Source organism: Streptomyces sp. NPDC048507 (assembly GCF_043199995.1).
Lineage (GTDB): Bacteria > Actinomycetota > Actinomycetes > Streptomycetales > Streptomycetaceae > Streptomyces.
Genome location: NZ_JBICWZ010000003.1, coordinates 219,627 through 239,407, shown reverse-complemented (window position 1 = coordinate 239,407; position 19,781 = coordinate 219,627). Strand labels below are relative to the sequence as shown.

17 protein-coding genes and 2 tRNA genes are annotated in these 19,781 nt (G+C 71.6%); 16 read left to right on the top strand and 3 right to left on the bottom strand.

Features of this window, described 5'->3' with window-relative positions; translation table 11 throughout:
- Nucleotides 1-149: 149 nt before the first annotated feature.
- Both ACGFXC_RS10145 and ACGFXC_RS10140 read right to left on the bottom strand, forming a co-directional pair.
- Nucleotides 150-1,322, bottom strand: coding sequence for a glycosyltransferase (locus tag ACGFXC_RS10145; protein WP_393711366.1), 1,173 nt, complete (start codon nt 1,320-1,322; stop codon nt 150-152).
- Entirely contained in the window at nt 1,319-4,189 is a 2,871-nt protein-coding gene (locus ACGFXC_RS10140; protein WP_393711364.1) for a CDP-glycerol glycerophosphotransferase family protein, read from the bottom strand. Before ACGFXC_RS10140 ends, ACGFXC_RS10145 begins: the two co-directional genes overlap by 4 nt.
- Before the next feature lie 158 nt (nt 4,190-4,347).
- Between ACGFXC_RS10140 and ACGFXC_RS10135 the strand changes: the two genes are divergently transcribed.
- The 7 genes from ACGFXC_RS10135 to ACGFXC_RS10105 all read left to right on the top strand — a co-directional run bounded on the left by ACGFXC_RS10135 (nt 4,348) and on the right by ACGFXC_RS10105 (nt 10,857).
- Nucleotides 4,348-5,331, top strand: coding sequence for a glycosyltransferase family 2 protein (locus ACGFXC_RS10135; RefSeq protein WP_393711362.1), 984 nt, complete (start codon nt 4,348-4,350; stop codon nt 5,329-5,331).
- Nucleotides 5,328-5,801, top strand: coding sequence for a GtrA family protein (locus tag ACGFXC_RS10130; protein ID WP_393711360.1), 474 nt, complete (start codon nt 5,328-5,330; stop codon nt 5,799-5,801). Before ACGFXC_RS10135 ends, ACGFXC_RS10130 begins: the two co-directional genes overlap by 4 nt.
- A 78-nt stretch (nt 5,802-5,879) precedes the next feature.
- Nucleotides 5,880-7,007, top strand: coding sequence for a glutamate 5-kinase (gene proB / locus ACGFXC_RS10125; protein WP_393711358.1), 1,128 nt, complete (start codon nt 5,880-5,882; stop codon nt 7,005-7,007).
- 84 nt (nt 7,008-7,091) lie between these two features.
- Complete coding sequence (locus ACGFXC_RS10120; protein ID WP_393711356.1) at nt 7,092-7,520, top strand: hypothetical protein; 429 nt, start codon at nt 7,092-7,094, stop codon at nt 7,518-7,520.
- A 73-nt stretch (nt 7,521-7,593) separates the two neighbouring features.
- The gene (locus ACGFXC_RS10115; protein ID WP_393711354.1) at nt 7,594-8,886 is read left to right on the top strand and encodes a glutamate-5-semialdehyde dehydrogenase; all 1,293 of its coding nucleotides are present in this window, start codon (nt 7,594-7,596) and stop codon (nt 8,884-8,886) included.
- Between the two features lie 77 nt (nt 8,887-8,963).
- Entirely contained in the window at nt 8,964-9,512 is a 549-nt protein-coding gene (locus ACGFXC_RS10110) for a hypothetical protein (RefSeq protein WP_393711352.1), read from the top strand.
- 67 nt (nt 9,513-9,579) lie between these two features.
- A complete protein-coding gene (locus tag ACGFXC_RS10105; protein ID WP_393711350.1) occupies nt 9,580-10,857 on the top strand; it encodes a hypothetical protein in 1,278 nt (425 codons plus the stop codon).
- Here ACGFXC_RS10105 and ACGFXC_RS10100 read toward each other — a convergent pair.
- Nucleotides 10,838-11,947, bottom strand: coding sequence for a M48 family metallopeptidase (locus ACGFXC_RS10100; protein ID WP_393711348.1), 1,110 nt, complete (start codon nt 11,945-11,947; stop codon nt 10,838-10,840). The genes ACGFXC_RS10105 and ACGFXC_RS10100 overlap by 20 nt on opposite strands.
- A gap of 139 nt (nt 11,948-12,086) precedes the next feature.
- On the opposite strand from ACGFXC_RS10100, the gene ACGFXC_RS10095 reads away from it, so the two are divergent.
- The 9 genes from ACGFXC_RS10095 (at nt 12,087) to leuS (ending at nt 19,781) form a co-directional block, all read left to right on the top strand.
- Nucleotides 12,087-12,254, top strand: a complete 168-nt coding sequence (locus ACGFXC_RS10095) for a hypothetical protein (protein ID WP_351816766.1) — start codon at nt 12,087-12,089, stop codon at nt 12,252-12,254.
- Between the two features lie 62 nt (nt 12,255-12,316).
- Nucleotides 12,317-12,934 carry a nicotinate-nucleotide adenylyltransferase gene (gene nadD, locus ACGFXC_RS10090; RefSeq protein WP_393711346.1) on the top strand — a complete coding sequence of 206 codons (618 nt, stop codon included), beginning with the start codon at nt 12,317-12,319 and terminating at the stop codon, nt 12,932-12,934.
- Between the two features lie 24 nt (nt 12,935-12,958).
- Nucleotides 12,959-14,602 (top strand): LCP family protein, encoded by a 1,644-nt coding sequence (locus ACGFXC_RS10085; protein WP_393711344.1) that lies wholly within the window; start codon nt 12,959-12,961, stop codon nt 14,600-14,602.
- Between the two features lie 119 nt (nt 14,603-14,721).
- The gene (rsfS, locus tag ACGFXC_RS10080) at nt 14,722-15,168 is read left to right on the top strand and encodes a ribosome silencing factor (RefSeq protein ID WP_136215683.1); all 447 of its coding nucleotides are present in this window, start codon (nt 14,722-14,724) and stop codon (nt 15,166-15,168) included.
- Nucleotides 15,165-15,821 carry a histidine phosphatase family protein gene (locus tag ACGFXC_RS10075; protein WP_393712188.1) on the top strand — a complete coding sequence of 219 codons (657 nt, stop codon included), beginning with the start codon at nt 15,165-15,167 and terminating at the stop codon, nt 15,819-15,821. The genes rsfS and ACGFXC_RS10075 overlap by 4 nt, the downstream gene beginning before the upstream one ends.
- A gap of 167 nt (nt 15,822-15,988) precedes the next feature.
- Nucleotides 15,989-16,061, top strand: a tRNA-Ala gene (locus tag ACGFXC_RS10070).
- Between the two features lie 144 nt (nt 16,062-16,205).
- Entirely contained in the window at nt 16,206-16,439 is a 234-nt protein-coding gene (locus ACGFXC_RS10065; RefSeq protein WP_351816773.1) for a hypothetical protein, read from the top strand.
- A 146-nt stretch (nt 16,440-16,585) separates the two neighbouring features.
- Nucleotides 16,586-16,658: transfer RNA gene (locus ACGFXC_RS10060), tRNA-Ala, on the top strand.
- A gap of 249 nt (nt 16,659-16,907) precedes the next feature.
- Nucleotides 16,908-19,781, top strand: a complete 2,874-nt coding sequence (leuS, locus tag ACGFXC_RS10055) for a leucine--tRNA ligase (RefSeq protein WP_393711341.1) — start codon at nt 16,908-16,910, stop codon at nt 19,779-19,781.

Genomic DNA, 19,781 nt, shown 5'->3' with positions numbered 1-19,781 from the left:
CCACCGCCACATCATCACTCCGGCGGGGGCGGCCTCGCCGCCCACCCCCCGGGCTCCCCCGCCCCCCCCGGGGGGGGGGGGGGGGCCCCGCCCCCCCCCCCCCGCCCCGGGGCGGGGGCGCGCGGCTCCGTCATACGGGCGAGCGGGGCTCAGCGGTCCAGGAACGCGAACAGGTTCTCCCAGCGGTCGGTGATCTCCGCGCTGGAATAGCGCCGCACGTTCTCGAACCCGGCGTCGCCGAGCCGGTCGCGCCGGGCGCCGTCCGACATCAGGGCGTCCAGGTGCGCGGCCAGCTCCATGGTGTTGCCGAGCCGGGCCAGCAGCCCGTCCTCGCCGTCGCGCACGATCTCCCGTACGCCAGGGGCGCAGTCGAAGGCGGCCACCGGCAGGCCCGCGGCCATGGCCTCCAGCAGGGTGATCGGGAAGCCCTCGGCGCGGGAGGCCTGGGCGAAGACGGAGGCCCCGCGCAGCGCGCCGAGCACGTCGTCGGTGCTGCCCATCCACTCCACGGAGTCCTCCAGCCCGAGCGTGGCGCAGTGCGCCCGCAAGGTGGCTTCCTCCAGGCCCGCCCCGTAGAGCCGCAAGGTCCAGTCGGGGTGGTGCGGGGCGACGTCCGCCCACGCGTCGAGCAGCAGGTCCATGCCCTTCTCGAAGGCGAGGCGGCCGACGCTCGCGACGACCTTCGCGGTCCGCGGGGCGGGGGTCGCGGGCATGAAGGGCAGTGGGTTCGGCATGCTGTCGACGTTCTCCATGCCGGAGCGGATCCACAGGTCCGCGTCCTCCGGCGTGAGCACCAGCAGCCGGTCGACGTCGGCGTAGTGCCTGCGCACCCGCTCGGCGCGGCTGGACTTGTGGCTGGCCTCGAAGGACTCGTGGCTCATGCCGATGACGGAGAGCCCCTTGGTGTCGGAGAGGGCCACCCACTCCATCGCCCAGACCTGGGTGACGATCACCACGGCGCCGGGCCGGGCCGCCCGGAACATCCCGCTCAGCGTCTCCGCCTTGGCCCGCATCTGCGCCCGCCGGGCCGCCTGGCGGCGCCGCTCGGGAGCGTTGAGGCGGCCCCTGAGGCCGTGCAGGCCGCGGGCCTTGGGCGGATGGGCCGCGTAGAGCGTCGTCGTCTCGTACGGGAGGCCGGCGGGCAGCTTCTGCCGGATCTCCTCGGCGACGGGCGCGATGCCGACGATGTGCACCCGGTGGCCGCGATCGCTCAGCAGGCGGGCCATCTGGTGGGACCAGGTGGTCACGCCGCCGAGCTCGTCCACGCTGTTGGAGACGATGAAGACGTCGCGGCCGCCTCCGGTGGCGCTCTGCTGGCTCACTTGCCGCTCCTGGTGAAGAACTTCTCGACGATCTGGCGGGCGGCGTCCCCGCGGTCGTACTCGCCGAACTCTCCGAGGAAGCGCTGGCGGGCCTCGGCGTACTTGGCGTCGGCCTCGTCGAAGGCGGCGACGGCCTGCATCAGCTCGTCGGCCGTGGCCACGACCGGACCCGGCGCCTTCTCCTTCAGGTCGAAGTACGTGCCGCGGATGTCCGTCGCGTACTTCTCGTAGTCGTACGCGAAGAACAGCATCGGCCGGTCCAGCACCGCGTAGTCGAACATCACGGAGGAGTAGTCCGTGATCAGACCGTCGGCCAGGGCCAGCAGCGGGGTGATGTCGTGGTGCCGGGACACGTCGAGGACCCGGCCGGCGACGGACGGCGGCAGCGAGACGCTGTTGAGGTAGTGCGTGCGCACCAGCAGCGTGAAGCGGTCGCCGAGCCGGTCCGCGAACTCCTGCACGTCGAAGGGGAACTCGAAGCCCTCCACCGTGCCGTCCGCGTTCGCCCGGAAGGTCGGCGCGTACAGCAGCACCTTCTTCGCCGGGTCGATGCCCAGCTCGGCGGCGAGCGGGCCGCGCACCCGTTCCCCGCTCTGCGCCTCGGCCCGGTGCGCCTCGACGAGGGCGTCGTTGCGCGGGTAGCCGGTGCGCAGCAGTACCTCGTCGCGCAGCCGGAAGCCCCTGGCGAGGGTGCGGACGTCGTGCTCGGAGCGGATCAGGAAGTGGTCGAAGCGGTTGACGGCCGCCTGGAACCGGTCCTGGCCGGCCTTGCCCTGCGCCTTGGTGCGGGGCTCGTGGAAGCCCATCCGCTTGAGCGCCGAGCCGTGCCAGGTCTGGATGTAGGTGGTACCGGGGCGCTTGGCCAGCGCCAGCGGGAAGCCCTGGTTGTCGACCCAGTACTCGGCCTGGGCCAGCGCCCGCAGGTAGGGCCAGCTCCAGCGGCGGACCAGGGTGGCCTCCTTGGGGAAGCCGGCGGGCTTGCCGCCCGCGTAGGACCAGATCGCCTCGAAGGGCGCGCCGCTGCGGACGAGCTCCTCGTAGATCGCCTTCGGGCTGTCGCTGTACTGCTTGCCCATGTGGCTCTCGAAGACGACCGTGCCCTTCTTGACGGGCAGCTTCGAGAAGACCTCGTGGTAGACCTTCACCTTCTGCTCGCCCGAGCCGAGGTTGCGGCGGGCCCGCAGGGCCCGGCGCAGGCTCCGCTTGACGACTCCGGCGGCCTTGCCGTGCATCGCGTTGTTGAGCAGCGACTGGGTGCGGACGGCGGCCCGGCCCTCGGCGGTCAGGACGTAGGAGAGGTTGCCCTTCTTGGTCATCTCCGGCTCGAAGCGGTCGGAGACCAGGCGGGTCAGGCGCGGGCGCACCCGCAGCCGGGCCGCCGACTCCATGTCGACGCCGCCGACCGAGACGCGGGTGGTCATCCGGTCGCCGCCGGCGGTGAGCTTCAGCCGGACGTCCCAGACGGCGTCGATGATGCCGAGCGGGCGGACGGTGGAGGCCACGTCGGCGGTGGTGCTCCACTCGATCGTGTCACCGGCGTGGCGCAGCTCGGCCACCGGGAAGGCGAAGGAACGGACCCCGATCTGACGACGGGCCCGGAACTCCAGGGTGGCCTTCAGCGGGCTGTCGGCCTTGATCCGGCCGAGCGGGTTCACGATCCGGCCCGCGAGGGTGACGGTGCCGCGTCCGTCGTCCCGGTAGGAGGTCAGGCGGTTGCCCAGGGCCAGGGAGGACAGCGGCGCCGTGTGGTAGCCCTGGTCGGTGACGTCCAGTATGCGGCGGCCCTCGGCGTCGTCGAGGTGCCGGTCGCACCAGTAGACGCGGCCGTCGCGCTCGGCGAGCGGGGAGCACAGCCGGCCCTTGTTGGTCATCGCGTCGGCGGCCGGGAGGAGGTTCTCCCAGTCCTCCTTGCCCAGCAGGTAGGCGCAGATGGCCTGGAGGTGGGTGACGTTCTCGTAGGCGGCCGGGTCGATGCCGGCCAGGTAGCCGTTGGCGAGCCGGGCGAACTCCTGGCGGTACGCGTCGCCCAGCAGCGGCAGGTCGCGCAGGTGCAGCACCAGGTCGTGCTTGAGGAACTTGGCGTCCTTGGCGGACTTGATGGCCGTGTGTCCCTTGTCGGCCAGCAGCTCGTCGACGCGGCGGTGGATCTCCATCCGGTGGACGAAGTTCTCGATCTCGTGGCGCCGGTTGCTGATCGACAGGGCGGCGGCCTTCTCGACCACGTTCCAGTAGTAGACGTGGTTCGGGATGAGGGTGATGCGCCGCGCGGCGACGTACGCCTGCGCCGAGAAGAGCAGGTCCTCGTAGTGGATGCCGACGGGGAAGCTCAGGCCCTGTTCGAGGAGGAACGCGCGCCGGTAGCACTTGTTCGTGGACAGGGTGTCGTAGACCAGCAGGTCCGGGTACTCGGTGATCGACTCCAGCGTGCGGGTGCGCGCGTAGATCCACGGGTACCACTCGGTGGTCTTGTTCCAGCGCTTGTCGAGGTGGACGCGCACGCACATCCCCGAGACCAGGTCGGACCCGGTGCGCTCGGCGGCGGCCAGCATGTTCCGGCAGGCGTTGCGTTCCAGCACGTCGTCGCTGTCCAGGAACATCACGTACGTGCCGGTGGCCTGCTGGATGCCGTGGTTGCGCGGCGCGCCGCACCCCCCGCTGTTCTCGGGCAGCCGGAAGGCGCGCACCCGGCCCGGATGTGCCGCTTCGAGCTCTTGGGCGATCTCGAAGGACCGGTCCTTGCTGCAGTCGTCCACGATCACGACTTCGACCCCGCGCAGGGTCTGGTCCAAAACCGACTGGACGGCTGTCGGCAGACGCTCTGCGTCGTTGTAGACGATGACGACCACGGAGACGTCAGGCACGTGCACCTCGATCCCTTCGTTCCATTCCGCTTATCCAGTCAAAGCTACCGTGTACAGCGCGCGACTCCGGCAGGCCGACCCCCGGCGTGCATACTTCTAAGGAAGAGTTGAGTCGCGGGTCCGGTCGTCGACAATCACCCGTTCGGACCCAGCAGGAAGTGGTCATGACCAAGCTGTCCGTAGTTGTCCCCTGTTACAACGAAGAAGCCGTCATCGATAGTTTCGACGCGGAGATCCGCAGGGTCCTGGACACCCTGCCGGTGGAGTACGAGGTGTGTTACGTCGACGACGGCAGTCGTGACGGAACCCTCGGCAAGCTCCGCACGATCGCCGCCGCGTACGGGGACCAGACGCGGTACGTCTCCTTCAGCCGCAACTTCGGCAAGGAGGCGGGCATGCTCGCCGGGCTCAAGGAAGCCACCGGCGACGCCGTGGTGATCATGGACGCGGACCTCCAGCACCCGCCGGAGCTGATCGCCACCATGCTGGAGCACTACCGGCAGGGCCACGACCAGGTCATCGCGCGCCGGACCCGCGAGGGCGACAAGAAGCTCCGCTCGGCCCTCAGCCGCCTCTACTACCGCGGGGTCAACCGCTGGGTCGACGTCGAGCTCACCGACGGGGTCGGCGACTTCCGGTTGCTCTCCCGGCCGGCCGTCGACGCCCTGCTCGCCCTGCCCGAGTACAACCGCTTCTCCAAGGGCCTCTTCTCCTGGATCGGCTTCGACACCGTCCACTTCGACTACCAGAACGCCCAGCGCGAGGCCGGCGAGACGAAGTGGAAGTTCGGTTCCCTGCTGAACTACGGCATGGACGGGCTGATCTCCTTCAACAACCGGCCCCTGCGGATCGGGATCTGGCTCGGCGTCTCGCTGGTCGGCCTGACCGTTCTGTACGCGCTGTGGATCACCGCCATGGCGATCACCAACGGCATCGACTCGCCGGGCTACGTCACGCTCGTCGCGATGATCGCCGGCATCGGCGGCGTGCAGATGATCATGCTGGGCCTGATCGGCGAGTACATCGGCCGCATCTACTACGAGACCAAGCGCCGCCCGCACTTCCTGGTCAAGGAGGCGCACGGAATCACCGCCGAGCGGATGCCCGAGGCCTCCGAAGCCGTGATCGCGGAGCGCAGCCACCGATGACCGACCTCACCCCCGGCGACGGCGGCACCGCCCCCGGCGGCGGGCGCCGCGAACAGTTCGGGCAGATCTTCCGCTTCGCCCTGGTGGGCGGCGCCAACACCGCCACCTTCTTCGCGATCTACCTGCTGCTCCATCCCTGGATGCCGTACTTCGCCGCGTACACCCTGGCCTTCGTGCTGTCGATGGTCGGGTCGTTCTTCATGAACACCTACTTCACCTACCGCACCCGGCCCACCTGGAAGAAGTTCCTGCTCTTCCCGCTGACCAACATCACGAACTACGTGATCCAGTCCGCCGGTCTCTACGCGCTCGTCGCCTGGGCCGGGATGGACACCCGCATCGCGCCGCTCGCCGCGGCCGTCGTGGCCATCCCCTTCACCTTCCTGCTCTCGCGCAAGATCCTCATCCCCGGCACCGGCGGGGGTCCCGCCCCCGACGGCGCCGCGCGGCGGTCCTCGTCCACGGTCTGAAACCGGCGGGCGGCCGCGACGGGCGACCCCGTAGATTGGGCCGGTCGGACGGATCGGTCGGTTGGTGAGGGGAAAGACGTGTCAACGGCTAGGCAAGGTGTCGTGGACGCCCGCAGGATCGTGGTCAAGGTCGGCTCCTCCTCCCTGACCACCGCGGCGGGCGGCCTCGACGCCGACCGGGTGGACGCGCTGGTCGACGTCCTGGCCAAGGCCCGCAGCGGCGGCGAGAAGGAGATCGTGCTGGTCTCCTCCGGCGCCATCGCCGCCGGACTGTCCCCGCTCGGCCTCGCCCGCCGCCCCAAGGACCTGGCCCGCCAGCAGGCCGCCGCCAGCGTCGGGCAGGGCCTCCTCGTCGCCCGCTACACCGCCTCCTTCGCCCGCTACGGCATCCGCGTCGGCCAGGTCCTGCTCACCACCGACGACACCAGCCGGCGCGCGCACTACCGCAACGCGTACCGCACCCTGGACCAGCTGCTGACCATGGGCGCGCTGCCCGTCGTCAACGAGAACGACACCGTCGCCACCGACGAGATCCGCTTCGGCGACAACGACCGGCTGGCCGCCCTCGTCGCCCACCTGGTCCGCGCCGACCTCCTCGTCCTGCTCTCCGACGTGGACGGCCTCTACGACGGGGACCCGTCGCTGCCCGGCACCAGCCGCATCGACGAGGTGCGCGGCCCCGGGGACATCGCGCACGTCTCCATCGGCAGCGCGGGCAAGGCCGGGGTCGGCACCGGCGGCATGGTCACCAAGGTCGAAGCCGCCCGGATCGCGGCGGCCGCCGGGATCCCCGTCGTCCTCACCTCCGCCAGCCAGGCCGCCGACGCCCTGGCCGGCCGTCCGACCGGCACCCACTTCCACGCCACCGGACGCCGCTCCGCCGACCGGCTGCTGTGGCTCCAGCACGCGTCGACCCCGCAGGGGCACCTCGTCCTGGACGACGGCGCCGTGCGCGCCGTCACCGAACGCGGCAGTTCGCTGCTGGCCGCCGGGATCGCCGGGGTCGGGGGCGAGTTCGTCGCGGGCGACCCCGTCGAACTGCGTTCGGCCGACGGCCGGGCCGTCGCCCGCGGGCTCGTCAACTTCGACGCGAAGGAACTTCCGCAGCTGCTCGGCCGCTCCACGCGCGAGCTGGCGCGCGAGCTCGGACCCGCGTACGAGAGGGAGGTCGTCCACCGCGACGATCTGGTGTTGCTCCAGGGCTGAGGTTCGGCAAAACCGCCGCGCGGGGGGCCGGGGACTGGTCAACTGTGGGGGGCGGACACGCGTAGCGCAGACAGGAGGCGGCTGGTGAGACGAGCGCTGACCAGCGTCGGCACGGGGGACCGGCACGGGGACGAGGATCCGCGCGGGGGCGGCGGCCCGGACGACGGGGACGCCTCCCGGCTCTGGCACATCACCCTGAGCGTGTCCGGCAAGCCGGCGCCGCTGTCCGAGGTCCGGCGCGGGCTGGAGCAGCTCGCGCACGACCACCCCTTCCTGCTGACCAGCCGGTACGCCGACGACCACGCGGAGATCCGGTACTGGGAGGAGGCCCGCGACCTCCACGACGCGGCCGCCGTCGCGCTGCGGCTGTGGGGGGAGCACCGGTCCTCGGCCCAGCTGCCGCCCTGGGAGATCGTCGGCCTGGAGGTCATCGACCGCGCCACCTACCACCAGCGCGTGGCGGAGGGCTACGGCCCGCCCCCGGCCCACCCGGTGGGCGTGCACCCGTACTAGGCCGTCTCGGCCGCGCGTCTCGGGGGGTGGAAGGGCCTCGGGGGCGGGAGGTGGCGGGGCTTACCCTGGCGGCATGACCTCGCTCGACGCCCCCGCCGGCACTGCCGCCACCTCGCCCGTCCTCGCCACCGCGCGCGCCGCCAAGGCCGCCGCCGCGGCCATCGCCCCGCTCCCGCGGTCCGCCAAGGACACGGCCCTGCTGGCCATCGCGGACGCGCTGGAGGCCCGTACGGCCGAGATCGTCGCGGCCAACGCCGTCGACACCGCCAAGGCCGCCGCGGCCGGCACCAGCGAGACCGTCGTCGACCGCCTCACCCTCACCCCCGAGCGGATCGCCGCCATCGCCTCCGACGTCCGCGACGTCGCCGCCCTCCCGGACCCCGTCGGCGAGGTCGTCCGCGGCAACACCCTCCCCAACGGCATCGACATCCGCCAGGTCCGGGTGCCGCTCGGCGTGGTCGGCATCATCTACGAGGCCCGCCCCAACGTCACCGTCGACGCCGCCGCCCTCTGCCTGAAGTCCGGCAACGCCGTCCTGCTGCGCGGCAGTTCCTCCGCCTACGCCTCCAACACCGCCCTCGTCGCGATCCTCCGCGACGCCATCGCGTCCGCCGGCCTGCCCGCCGACGCGATCCAGCTCGTCCCCGGCGAGTCCCGCGACTCGGTCCGCGAGCTGATGCGCGCCCGCGGCCTCGTCGACGTGCTCATCCCGCGCGGCGGTGCCTCCCTCATCAAGACCGTCGTCGAGGAGTCCACCGTCCCGGTCATCGAGACCGGTACCGGCAACTGCCACGTCTACGTCGACGCCCAGGCCGACCTCGCCATGGCGGTGAACATCCTCGTCAACTCCAAGGCGCAGCGGCCCTCCGTCTGCAACGCCGCCGAGACCCTCCTCGTGCACCGCGACATCGCCGCGGCCTTCCTCCCGCTCGCGCTGGACGCCCTCGCGGACGCGGGGGTGACCGTGCACGGCGACGCCGAGGTGCTCTCGTACGCCGAGGAGTCCAAGGCCACCGCGGTGCCCGCCACCGACGAGGACTGGGCCGCCGAGTACCTGTCCTACGACATCGCCGCCGCCGTCGTGGACTCCCTCGACGAGGCCGTCACCCACATCCGCCGCTGGACCTCCGGCCACACCGAGGCGATCGTCACCACCTCGCAGGCCGCCGCCCGCCGCTTCACCCAGCTGGTCGACTCCACCACGGTCGCCGTGAACGCCTCCACCCGCTTCACCGACGGTGGTCAGTTCGGCTTCGGCGCCGAGATCGGCATCTCCACCCAGAAGCTGCACGCCCGGGGCCCGATGGGCCTTCCGGAGCTCACCTCCACCAAGTACATCGTCACCGGCGACGGTCACGTGCGGTAACCGCCGCCCGTACGCGGTGTGGCCGGATTCCGGCTCACACCCTGCCCAAAGCGGCCCCTCAGGTCTACGCTGGTCCCGTGCCGGACGACGTGGGGGGCAAGCCGTTCCCGGACGACGGGACCCCCGAAGACGATGCAGACGACCGCGGAGGCGCGGACCAGGACTTCGCCTCCGTGGTGTTCGACGAGGCCTTCGTCCGGAACGCCGAGATCCATGAACCGAGCGCGGCCGAGCGCCAGCGCGCCGCGGACCGGGCGCGGGCCGAGGCCGAGGCCGCCCGCGTCGCCGGGGGCTGGGCCGGGGACGACGACTACGGCTATCCCGACGGGTACGGCATCGACGACCCCGGATGGGAACCGGGCCAGTACGGCTACGGCTACGCCGAGGGCCCGTACGGGGCCTACGGCGGCCGCCTGCGCCCCTACCGCGGCCGCTCGCCCTGGCTGCGCCCCGTCGCCTGGGTGCTCGCCGTCGTGATGGGGCTCGGCATGGTCGCGCTGGCCTTCAGCGCCGTCTACCGCAGCGCCGCAGGGGAAGCGGACCCCGCGCCCGCGCCCGCCAGTACGCCGCTCGGGGAAGTCACCGGGGTCGGCGCGTTTACGTACCCCGTCGGCCGCCAACCCTGAAGGTACGACCCCACTCGCCTGTGCCGGAGCGGGGGCTTCTCTGAAGCGGGGACAGCGGGGAGAAGCGATGGCCGTTCCAGGAGACCCACCAGGCGGCACCCCCGAGGGCATCGGCGGGGGTGACGACGAACTGCGCCCCGACGAGTACCGCTCGGTGGTGTTCGACGAGGACTTCGTACGCGCTGCCCGGCTCCAGGAGTTCTCCGCCCGGGAACGCATGGGGGAGCACGCCCGGGCCGTCCGCAGCCGGTCCATCTGGTCCGGCGGCTCCGCCGGCCACGGGCGCGGCCACGGCCACGGATCCCCGGGCCGCGGGGCCCGGCAGGGCATGCTGCTGGTCCTGCTGATCGCCACCGCCTTCGCGGTCGCCGTCTACCTGGGGCTGCGCAACCCCTACGTGCCCCCGGCGGGCGGCAACGCCGAGCCGCTCGGCAGCACCGTCGTGCCGCTGGCCCCGGCCTCCGTGGTGCCCGGGGGGCGGCCCGTCGACCTCTACGAGAGCAGCCCGGCGGCCGAGTACCGGGTGGGGGCCGCCGGGATCACCCTGCCCGCCGTGCGGCGCACGCACCACTTCACCGAGAGCCAGGTCGTCGCCGCGCTGTCGATCGCGAAGGACTACCTGGTGCAGTCCTCGCTCGATCCGGACGTGCTCGCGGGCAACGCCTCCCGGCCGGTGCGGGTCCTGCTCGATCCCGGGCAGCTGGCGCAGTTCGACGAGAGCATGGCCTCGCCTTCGGGCGACGGCCGGCACGCCGCGACCGGCTGGCTGGTCCGCTTCGACCCCGCCGTCGTCGTCATCGCCGACTCCCGCGTCCGGGTCAGCGGCACCCTCGCCTTCGAGGAGCGCAGCCCGGAGGTGCTGGAGGTCACCAGCGACCACACTTTCGTGTACGCCGTGCGCCCGGCGACCGGCCCGCCGTCCCCCGCGGACGGGGCCTCGCTGTTCACCGTCCGCCGCGAGCTGCGGATGCGCTTCGACCGGGAGGACCTCACGGCCCGCCGTCTGGAGCTGGCCTCGGCCTATGTGATGGCCGGCCCGCAGGACTGCGCCACCGAGCCCGCGGAGGGCTTCCGGCCGCTGCCGGCCGGCACCGGGCCCACCACGGTCGGCCCGCCGGCGAGCGACCCGTACGCCAGCGGCCACCCGAGGCGCACGGCGGGGCTGTGCGGCGTACTGGCCCAGCCGCCGGTGAGCCCGGCCCCGGCCGCGGCGGAGCCGGATCCGACGCCCCCGACCGCGACGGCCCCGACGCCGGCCGCCCCGCCCGTGGCCGCCCCGCGTCCGGGCACCTCGGATCCGGCGCCGCCGGGGGAGGGGAGCTCCGTCAGCCCTGCGGCCCCGTAGCGGTCCCGCCGTCCTCCCCGGCGTCCTTGGCGCCCCTGGCGTCCCCGGAAGCCCCGGAAGCCCCGGAGGCGGCTCCGGTGAACCGGTCGCGCAGCTTGCCGCCGAGATCGCCCGCGCCGCCCGCTATGTCGCCGACCAGCTTCATCAGCGGATCCTTGCTGCCGCGCACCGAGTCCGCGTAGTGCGAGGCGGACTGGCGGAAGGAGTCGGTCACCGAGGTGTCCTTGTCCTCCTGCCGCCGGGGGTAGTGGCCGTCCATGATCCGCTGGTAGTCCCGGTTCCGGGACCACTTCTTCAGCTCGGCCGCCCGGACCGTGGTGAAGGGGTGCGTCCGCGGCAGCACGTTGAGGATCTTCAGTACGGAGTCGCGCAGGTCGCCGCTCGCCTCGTACTCCTCGGCCTGGGCCAGGAAGGCGTCCACGTTCATCTCGTGCAGGTGGTTGCCGCCCGCGATCTTCATCAGGCCGCGCATCGAGGCGTTCACGTCCTGCCCCACCAGCAGCCCGGCCCGGTCCGCCGAGAGCTCGGACTTGCGGAACCACTCGCGCAGCGCGGTCACGATCGCCGTGATCGCCACCGTCCCGAGCGGGATCCACGCCACCTTCAGCGCCAGGTTCGTCAGGAACAGCAGGACCGTGCGGTACACGGCGTGCCCGGACAGCGCGTGGCCCACCTCGTGGCCCACGACCGCGCGCATCTCCTCCTCGTCGAGCAGCTCCACGAGCCCCGTCGTCACCACGATGATCGGCTCGTCCAGCCCGATGCACATGGCATTGGGCTTCGGGTCCTGCTGCACGTACATCTGGGGGACCTTCTCCAGGTCCAGGATGTAGCAGGCGTCGCGGAGCATCTCGTGCAGGTGGCGGAACTGGGTCTCGCCCACCCGCACCGAATCCGACAGGAACAACAGCCGCAGGCTGCGCTCCGGGAGCAGTCCGCTCAGGGCCTTGAACACCGTGTCGAAACCGCTCAGCTTGCGCAGGGCGACCAGCGCGGAGCGGTCCGCGGGGTGCTCGTACGCCCGGGAGGAGATGCCCGGGAACCTCCTGCGGTCGCGTGCCGGTACCTTCTCGAATCCCGTGTCCGTCATGGCGCCTCCCCCTTGATCGGCCCTGCTGCCGGGCGTCTATCCTCTCCAACGCCTGAGTCGGCGCGAGCGTGCCCCGGGCCCCCGCATACGATGTGAGCGAAGTCTCCGCCCGCTCCCCGACTCGATAGGTACTCGCCTGATGAGCCTCTCCACCACCGCCCACAACCTGGTCGTTCTCGCTGCCGAGGGCGGCGAGCAGCACGGCGGCAACCACGACAGCCTGAGCCCCTACCTGACCGGTGGCGGCGCGCTCTTCATCCTTCTGCTCATGCTGTGGGTGACCACCCGCCTCAACCGCGACCGCTAGAGCCCGCCCGGTTCCGGTCCGGCCGCCGTGGACGTGCCACCGGGCCAGTAGGCTCTGCGCTCATGGGAGAGCAGGAAGTGCCTACGGGCCCGGTCAAGCGCCGGCTGGGCGTGATGGGCGGGACGTTCGATCCGATCCACCACGGACACCTGGTGGCCGCCAGTGAAGTGGCCGCCCTTTTCCACCTCGACGAGGTGGTGTTCGTGCCGACCGGCGAGCCGTGGCAGAAGTCCCAGCGGGCCGTGTCCCCCGCCGAGGACCGCTACCTGATGACGGTCATCGCCACCGCCTCGAACCCCCAGTTCTCGGTGAGCCGCATCGACATCGACCGCGGCGGCCCGACGTACACGATCGACACCCTGAGGGACCTGAGCGCGCTCAACGAGGACGCCGACCTCTTCTTCATCACCGGCGCCGACGCCCTCGCCCAGATCCTGACCTGGCGCAACGCCGACGAGCTGTTCTCGCTCGCCCACTTCATCGGAGTGACCCGCCCCGGCCACGTCCTCACCGACGACGGACTGCCCGAGGGCGGCGTGTCGCTGGTCGAGGTGCCCGCGCTGGCGATCTCCTCCACGGACTGCCGTGCGCGCGTCGCCAAGGGCGATCCCGTCTGGTATCTGGTGCCGGACGGCGTGGTGCGCTACATCGACAAGCGTGAGCTGTACCGGGGAGCCTGAGCTTCCGGAGAGAGGGGCCCCGCGGTGAGCGACCCACAGGAACCGTACGACCCGTACGCCGCGCAGCAGCAGCTCCTCGGCTACGACGAGTACGGCAGACCGGTGTACGGCCAGGTGCCCGCGCAGTCCGCCCGGCCCGCCCCGCCGCCGCAGCAGCAGTACGAGCAGCCGTACCCGCAGCAGTACGGGCAGCAGTACGAGCAGTCCTACGAGCCCCCGTACCAGCAGGCGTACGACCAGGGCGCGACCGGACAGCAGCAACAGCAACAGCAGCAGCAGTACTACGCGCCGCAGCCGCAGCAGCAGTGGATCCCGCAGCAGAACGCCGCTCCCGCGGCGGCCCCGCCCGCCCCCGCCCCGGTGCCCGAGCCGCGCCGGGAGGCCGCCGCCGGGCCGGACGGGGACCCCGGCTACCGCACCGAGCAGTTCGCCTTCATCGACCAGCCGGACGAGGACTCCGAGGACGTCATCGACTGGCTCGCCTTCACCGAGAGCCGCACCGAGCGCCGCGAGGAGGCGCGCCGCCGCGGCCGCAACCGGATCGTCGCGCTGATCGTCGTCCTGGCCCTGTTCGTCGTCGGCGGCGCCGGCTACCTCTGGTACGCGGACAAACTGCCCTTCCTCGACGGACCCGCGTCGAAGAAGGACGGCGCGGCCGCCGCCGGGGCGCAGAAGCGCGACATGATCGTCGTCCACCTGCGCAACACCAAGCGGGGCGGCAGCTCGACCGCCCTCCTCGTCGACAACGTCACCGCCCGGCAGGGCGCCACCGTCCTGCTCCCCAACACCCTGGGCGTCACGAAGCAGGACGGGACCGGCAGCCCCCTCGGCGCGGCGGTCGAGCAGGGCGCCCTCGGCACCCGCGAATCCCTCGACACGGTCCTCGGCACCCGCATCGGCGGCACCTGGCGCCTGGACACCCCCTTCCTGGAACGCCTCGTCGAGCTGGTCGGGGGCATCGAGGTCGACACGGACGCCGCCGTACCCGCCGACGACCAGGCCAAGACCCCCGCCGTGGGCCAGGGCCCCAAGCAGAGCCTGACCGGGGCGATGGCCGTCGCGTACGCCACGTACCGGGCCCAGGGCGAAGCGGAGGGCAAGCAGCTGGAGCGCACCGGGAAGGTGCTCTACGCCGTGCTGCGCAAGATCCCCGGCGACCCGAAGGCGGCGGCCACGACCGTCGAGAGCATGGGCCAGATCCTGGACCCGGGCCTGGACGCGCAGAGCCTGGGCGCCCTGCTGTCGCGCATCGGGGAGCACGCCAAGGAGGGCGCCTACCGCACCGAGGTGCTCGGCGTGAAGCCGGACGGCGGTCTCACGGACGACGCCAACAAGAGGGTCGTCAAGGAGCTCCTCGGCGGCTCCGCCTCCGCGGCCCAGCCCGGTGCGACGCCCCGCGTGGGCCTGCGGGACGCCACCGGCGACGCCAAGGCGCAGACCGCGGCGAAGGCGGCCCTGCTGAACGGCGGCTACGCCTTCGTGGACGGCGGCAAGGCCGACCGGCCGTCGGCCGCCTCGCAGGTCACCTACCAGGACGACGCGCAGCGCGAGCGGGCCGTCGGCGTCGCCAAGACGCTGGGCCTGGCGGAGACGGCCGTGAAGAAGGCGGAGAACACGGTGAACGCGGACGTCGTGGTGACCCTGGGGAAGGACTACAAGGCCTCCTGAGCCCCCGGGTGCGCGGCCCCGACCTGCGGATTCGCCCGCGCGGAACGTTCCGCGCGGGCGGTGTCGGCGGTACATGAGACCCTTGTAAGGATCTGCCCGCCAACCCGAAAGCATGGCCAGTGACCGCCACGGACCGCTCCATCGAGCTCATCACCGCCGCCGCCCAGGCCGCGGCCGACCGGCTCGCGCACGACATCATCGCGTACGACGTCAGCGACGTGCTGTCGATCACCGATGCCTTCCTGCTCGCCTCCGCGCCCAACGACCGTCAGGTCAAGTCGATCGTGGACGAGATCGAGGAGCGGCTGCTCAAGGAGCTCGGCGCCAAGCCGGTGCGCCGCGAGGGCGACCGCGACGCCCGCTGGATCCTGCTCGACTACGTCGACATCGTCGTGCACGTCCAGCACAGCGAGGAGCGCGTCTTCTACGCGCTGGAGCGCCTGTGGAAGGACTGCCCCGAGATCGAGCTCCCCGAGGACGCCAAGCTCACCATCGGCAAGGCCGAGGAGCACGCCAAGCTGCGCGAGGCGCAGGGCGACGACGAACTGGACGGTGATCTGTTCTGAGCGCGGCCAACACGGGCGGGTCCGGCAGGAAGATCGTCCTCTGGCGGCACGGCCAGACCTCGTGGAACCTGGAGCGGCGCTTCCAGGGCTCCACGGACATCGAGCTGACCGAGACGGGTGTGGCGCAGGCGCGCCGCGCCGCCCGGCTGCTCGCGTCCCTGAAGCCGGACGCCATCGTCGCCTCCGACCTGCGGCGGGCCGCCGCCACCGCCGCCGAGCTGGCCGCGGTCACGGGCCTGCCGGTGGAGCACGACCAGGCGCTGCGCGAGACGTACGCCGGCGAGTGGCAGGGGCTCACCCACGAGGAGATCCTCGACAAGTACGGCGAGCAGTACGCGGCGTGGAAGCGCGGCGAGCCCGTCCGGCGGGGCGGGGGCGAGCTGGAGACCGAGGTCGCCGACCGCGCCGCTCCGGTCGTCCTGCGGCACGCCGACCGGCTGCCCGACGGCGGCACGCTGGTCGTCGTCAGCCACGGTGGCACCATCCGTACGACGATCGGCCGTCTGCTGGGCCTGGAGTCGTACTACTGGGAGGGCCTCGGCGGGCTCTCCAACTGCTGCTGGTCCGTCCTCGGCGAGGGCGCGCGCGGTTGGCGGCTGATGGAGCACAACGCCGGAACGCTGCCCGAGCCGGTCCTCGGCGACGACGACTGAGAGTTCCGGCAGGGGCTCCCGGCGGGCTCCGTCAGGGCTCCCGAGGGGCTGCCCGGGGCCTCCCGGGGCGGCCCGGACCCGGATTTCACTTTCCGGCTGGTCACAGGCTAGAGTTCTTCTTGTTCGCAGCGAAGAACACCGGAAACGGGGGAAGCGCGGCGGAGAGCGGGGCTATAGCTCAGTTGGTAGAGCGCCTGCATGGCATGCAGGAGGTCAGGAGTTCAATTCTCCTTAGCTCCACAGTGAAGGATCCCGTCCCCAACAGGGGGCGGGATCCTTGCGTTTGTTCCCTTTGCGCTTGCTGACCCGGCCCGTACCGTCATGGCAGAATCGGACGGCCGGAGGGGGACACGACGGCCCGACGCGGGAGGGAGTCGCTGACGGATGGGTGCACACCGGCGGCGGTGCGACTGGTGCGACAACGGCACGCCGATCGTGCGGGACATGGACCCGGTCCATTCCGACTACCAGTACTGGTGCGAGGAATGCGCGCGGGCGCTGATCATAAAGGGCGACCCGATCGAGACGTACCGGGAGCTGGAGGGCGAGCCGATCTACGGTCGGCTCCTCGACGAGCACTGCACGCTGAAGCGGTTCTACCAGTTCGCCAAGGCGTAACGCGGCAAGTGCGGTCAATGCGGGTCAAATCGGGCATGGCTCGGGCTCCACGGAAACCGATTTTTGGAGCAGGGCCATGACCGTGTAATGTTTGGGACGTCGCCAAGGGGAACCGGCAAGGGAAACCGAAGCGGCAAGCAAGGCAAGGGGCTATAGCTCAGTTGGTAGAGCGCCTGCATGGCATGCAGGAGGTCAGGAGTTCAATTCTCCTTAGCTCCACAGTGAGAGAAGCGGGCCACCCGGATCGGGTGGCCCGCTTCTCGTTGTGCGGAACGGCCGAGCGACGGCCGGGGCCGCTGCGGTACCCTGGCGCCATGCGTGCCGTACGCCTTCTGCTTACCGAGCCGCGCTGATCAGTACCGACCCTTCGAGACGGTCGGCATCGGCGCGGCGTCCCCTCCTGTGCGAGGGGTTTTTTCGTTTGGGCAGGCAGAGACGGCAGAGACGATCGATGGAGCTTCAGAAATCATGAGCGAGACGAACACCCCGGCCCCCGAGGCGGCCGAGGGGCACCGTTACACGGCTGCCATGGCCGCCGACATCGAGGCACGCTGGCAGGACGTATGGGACGCGGAGGGCACCTACGAGGCGCCGAACCCGACGGGTGACCTGGCCGGTGACCCGGCGGTCGTCGCCCGGCCCAAGAAGTTCATCATGGACATGTTCCCGTACCCGTCGGGCGCGGGGCTGCACGTCGGCCACCCCCTCGGGTACATCGCCACCGACGTCTTCGCCCGTCACCAGCGGATGTCCGGCCACAACGTCCTGCACACCCTGGGCTTCGACGCCTTCGGCCTGCCGGCCGAGCAGTACGCCGTACAGACCGGCACGCACCCGCGGGTGTCGACCGAGGCGAACATCGCGAACATGAAGGTCCAGCTGCGCCGGCTGGGCCTGGGCCACGACAAGCGCCGCTCGGTCTCCACGATCGACCCCGAGTACTACAAGTGGACGCAGTGGATCTTCCTGCAGATCTACAACTCCTGGTACGACGCCGACGCGGGCAAGGCCCGCCCGATCGCCGAGCTGGTCGCCGCGTTCGAGGACGGCACCCGTGAGGTCCCCGGCGGCCGTGCCTGGGCGGAGCTGACCGCGGGCGAGCGGACCGACGTACTGAACGGCTTCCGGCTGGCCTACGCCTCCGACGCGCCCGTGAACTGGTGCCCCGGGCTGGGCACCGTACTGGCCAACGAAGAGGTCACCGCCGACGGCCGCTCCGAGCGCGGCAACTTCCCGGTCTTCAAGGCCAAGCTGAGCCAGTGGAACATGCGGATCACGGCCTACGCCGACCGCCTGCTGGACGACCTGGACGCGCTGGACTGGCCCGAGGCCATCAAGCTGCAGCAGCGCAACTGGATCGGCCGCAGCGAGGGTGCGCGCGTCGACTTCCCCGTCGGCGACGCGGGCGCGATCACCGTCTTCACCACCCGCCCCGACACGCTGTTCGGCGCGACCTACATGGTGCTGGCGCCCGAGCACGAACTGGTCGCCTCCGTCGTCCCGGCCGCCTGGCCCGAGGGCACCCACTCCGTGTGGACCGGCGGCTACGCCACCCCGGCCGAGGCCGTCGACGCGTACCGCAAGCAGGCCGCCTCGAAGTCGGACGTCGAGCGCCAGGCCGAGGCCAAGGACAAGACCGGCGTCTTCACCGGCGCGTACGCGACCAACCCGGTCAGCGGCGAGCAGGTCCCCGTCTTCATCGCCGACTACGTCCTGATGGGCTACGGCACCGGCGCGATCATGGCCGTTCCGGCGCACGACGCCCGCGACTTCGAGTTCGCGCGCGCCTTCGAGCTGCCGGTCCGCTGCGTCGTCGAGCCCACCGACGGCCGCGGCACCGACGCGGCCGCGTGGGAGGACGCGTTCGTCGCGTACGACGCGAAGCTGGTGAACTCCTCCGGCGAGGGCATCTCCCTGGACGGCCTGGGCGTCGTCGAGGCCAAGGCCGCCATCACGGACTGGCTGGCGGCGCGCGGCATCGGCGAGGGCACCGTCAACTTCCGCCTGCGCGACTGGCTGTTCAGCCGCCAGCGGTACTGGGGCGAGCCCTTCCCGATCGTCTACGACGAGGACGGCGTCGCGCACCCGCTGCCCGAGTCGATGCTGCCACTGGAGCTGCCGGAGGTCGAGGACTACTCCCCGCGCACCTTCGAGGCCGACGACGCCGCCTCCAAGCCGGAGACGCCGCTGTCGCGCAACGAGGACTGGGTCAACGTCGAGCTGGACCTGGGCGACGGCGCGGGCGTCAAGCGCTACCGGCGCGAGACCAACACCATGCCCAACTGGGCCGGCTCCTGCTGGTACGAGCTGCGCTACCTGGACCCGACCAACGCGTCGGCCCTGGTGGACCCGGAGATCGAGCAGTACTGGATGGGCCCGCGCGAGGGCGCGCCGCACGGCGGCGTCGACCTGTACGTGGGCGGCGCCGAGCACGCGGTGCTGCACCTGCTGTACGCGCGCTTCTGGTCCAAGGTCCTCTTCGACCTGGGCCACGTCTCGTCGGCCGAGCCGTTCCACAAGCTGTTCAACCAGGGCATGATCCAGGCGTACGCGTACACCGACGCGCGCGGCGTCTACGTGCCGGCGGCCGAGGTCGAGGAGCGCGACGGCGGCTACTTCCACCAGGGACAGCCGGTCAAGCGCGAGCACGGCAAGATGGGCAAGTCCCTGAAGAACGCCGTCACTCCCGACGAGATCTGCGAGGAGTACGGCGCGGACACCCTGCGCCTGTACGAGATGGCGATGGGCCCGCTGGACGTCTCGCGTCCGTGGGACACGCGCGCGGTGGTCGGCCAGTACCGGCTGCTGCAGCGGCTGTGGCGCAACGTCGTCGACGAGGAGACCGGCGCGGTCACCGTCGTGGACGCGGAGCCGGGCGAGGACACGCTGCGCGCCCTGCACAAGGCCATCGACGGAGTCGGCGGGGACATGGCGGGCCTGCGGTTCAACACCGCCATCGCCAAGATCACCGAGCTGAACAACACGCTGACGAAGGCGGGCCGGCCGCTGGAGCGCTCGGTCGCCGAGCGGCTGGTGCTGCTGGTCGCCCCGCTGGCGCCGCACATCGCGGAGGAGCTGTGGCGCCGCCTGGGCCACACCGAGTCCGTGGTCCACCAGGACTTCCCGGTCGCCGACCCGGCGTACGTCGTGGACGAGACCGTCACCTGCGTGGTGCAGGTCAAGGGGAAGGTCAAGGCGCGCCTGGAGGTGCCGCCGACCATCTCCGAGGCGGACCTGGAGCAGCTGGCGGTCACCGACGAGGGCGTCGTGGCGGCGCTGGGCGGGGCCGAGATCCGCAAGGTGATCGTGCGCGCGCCGAAGCTGGTGAACATCGTCATCTGA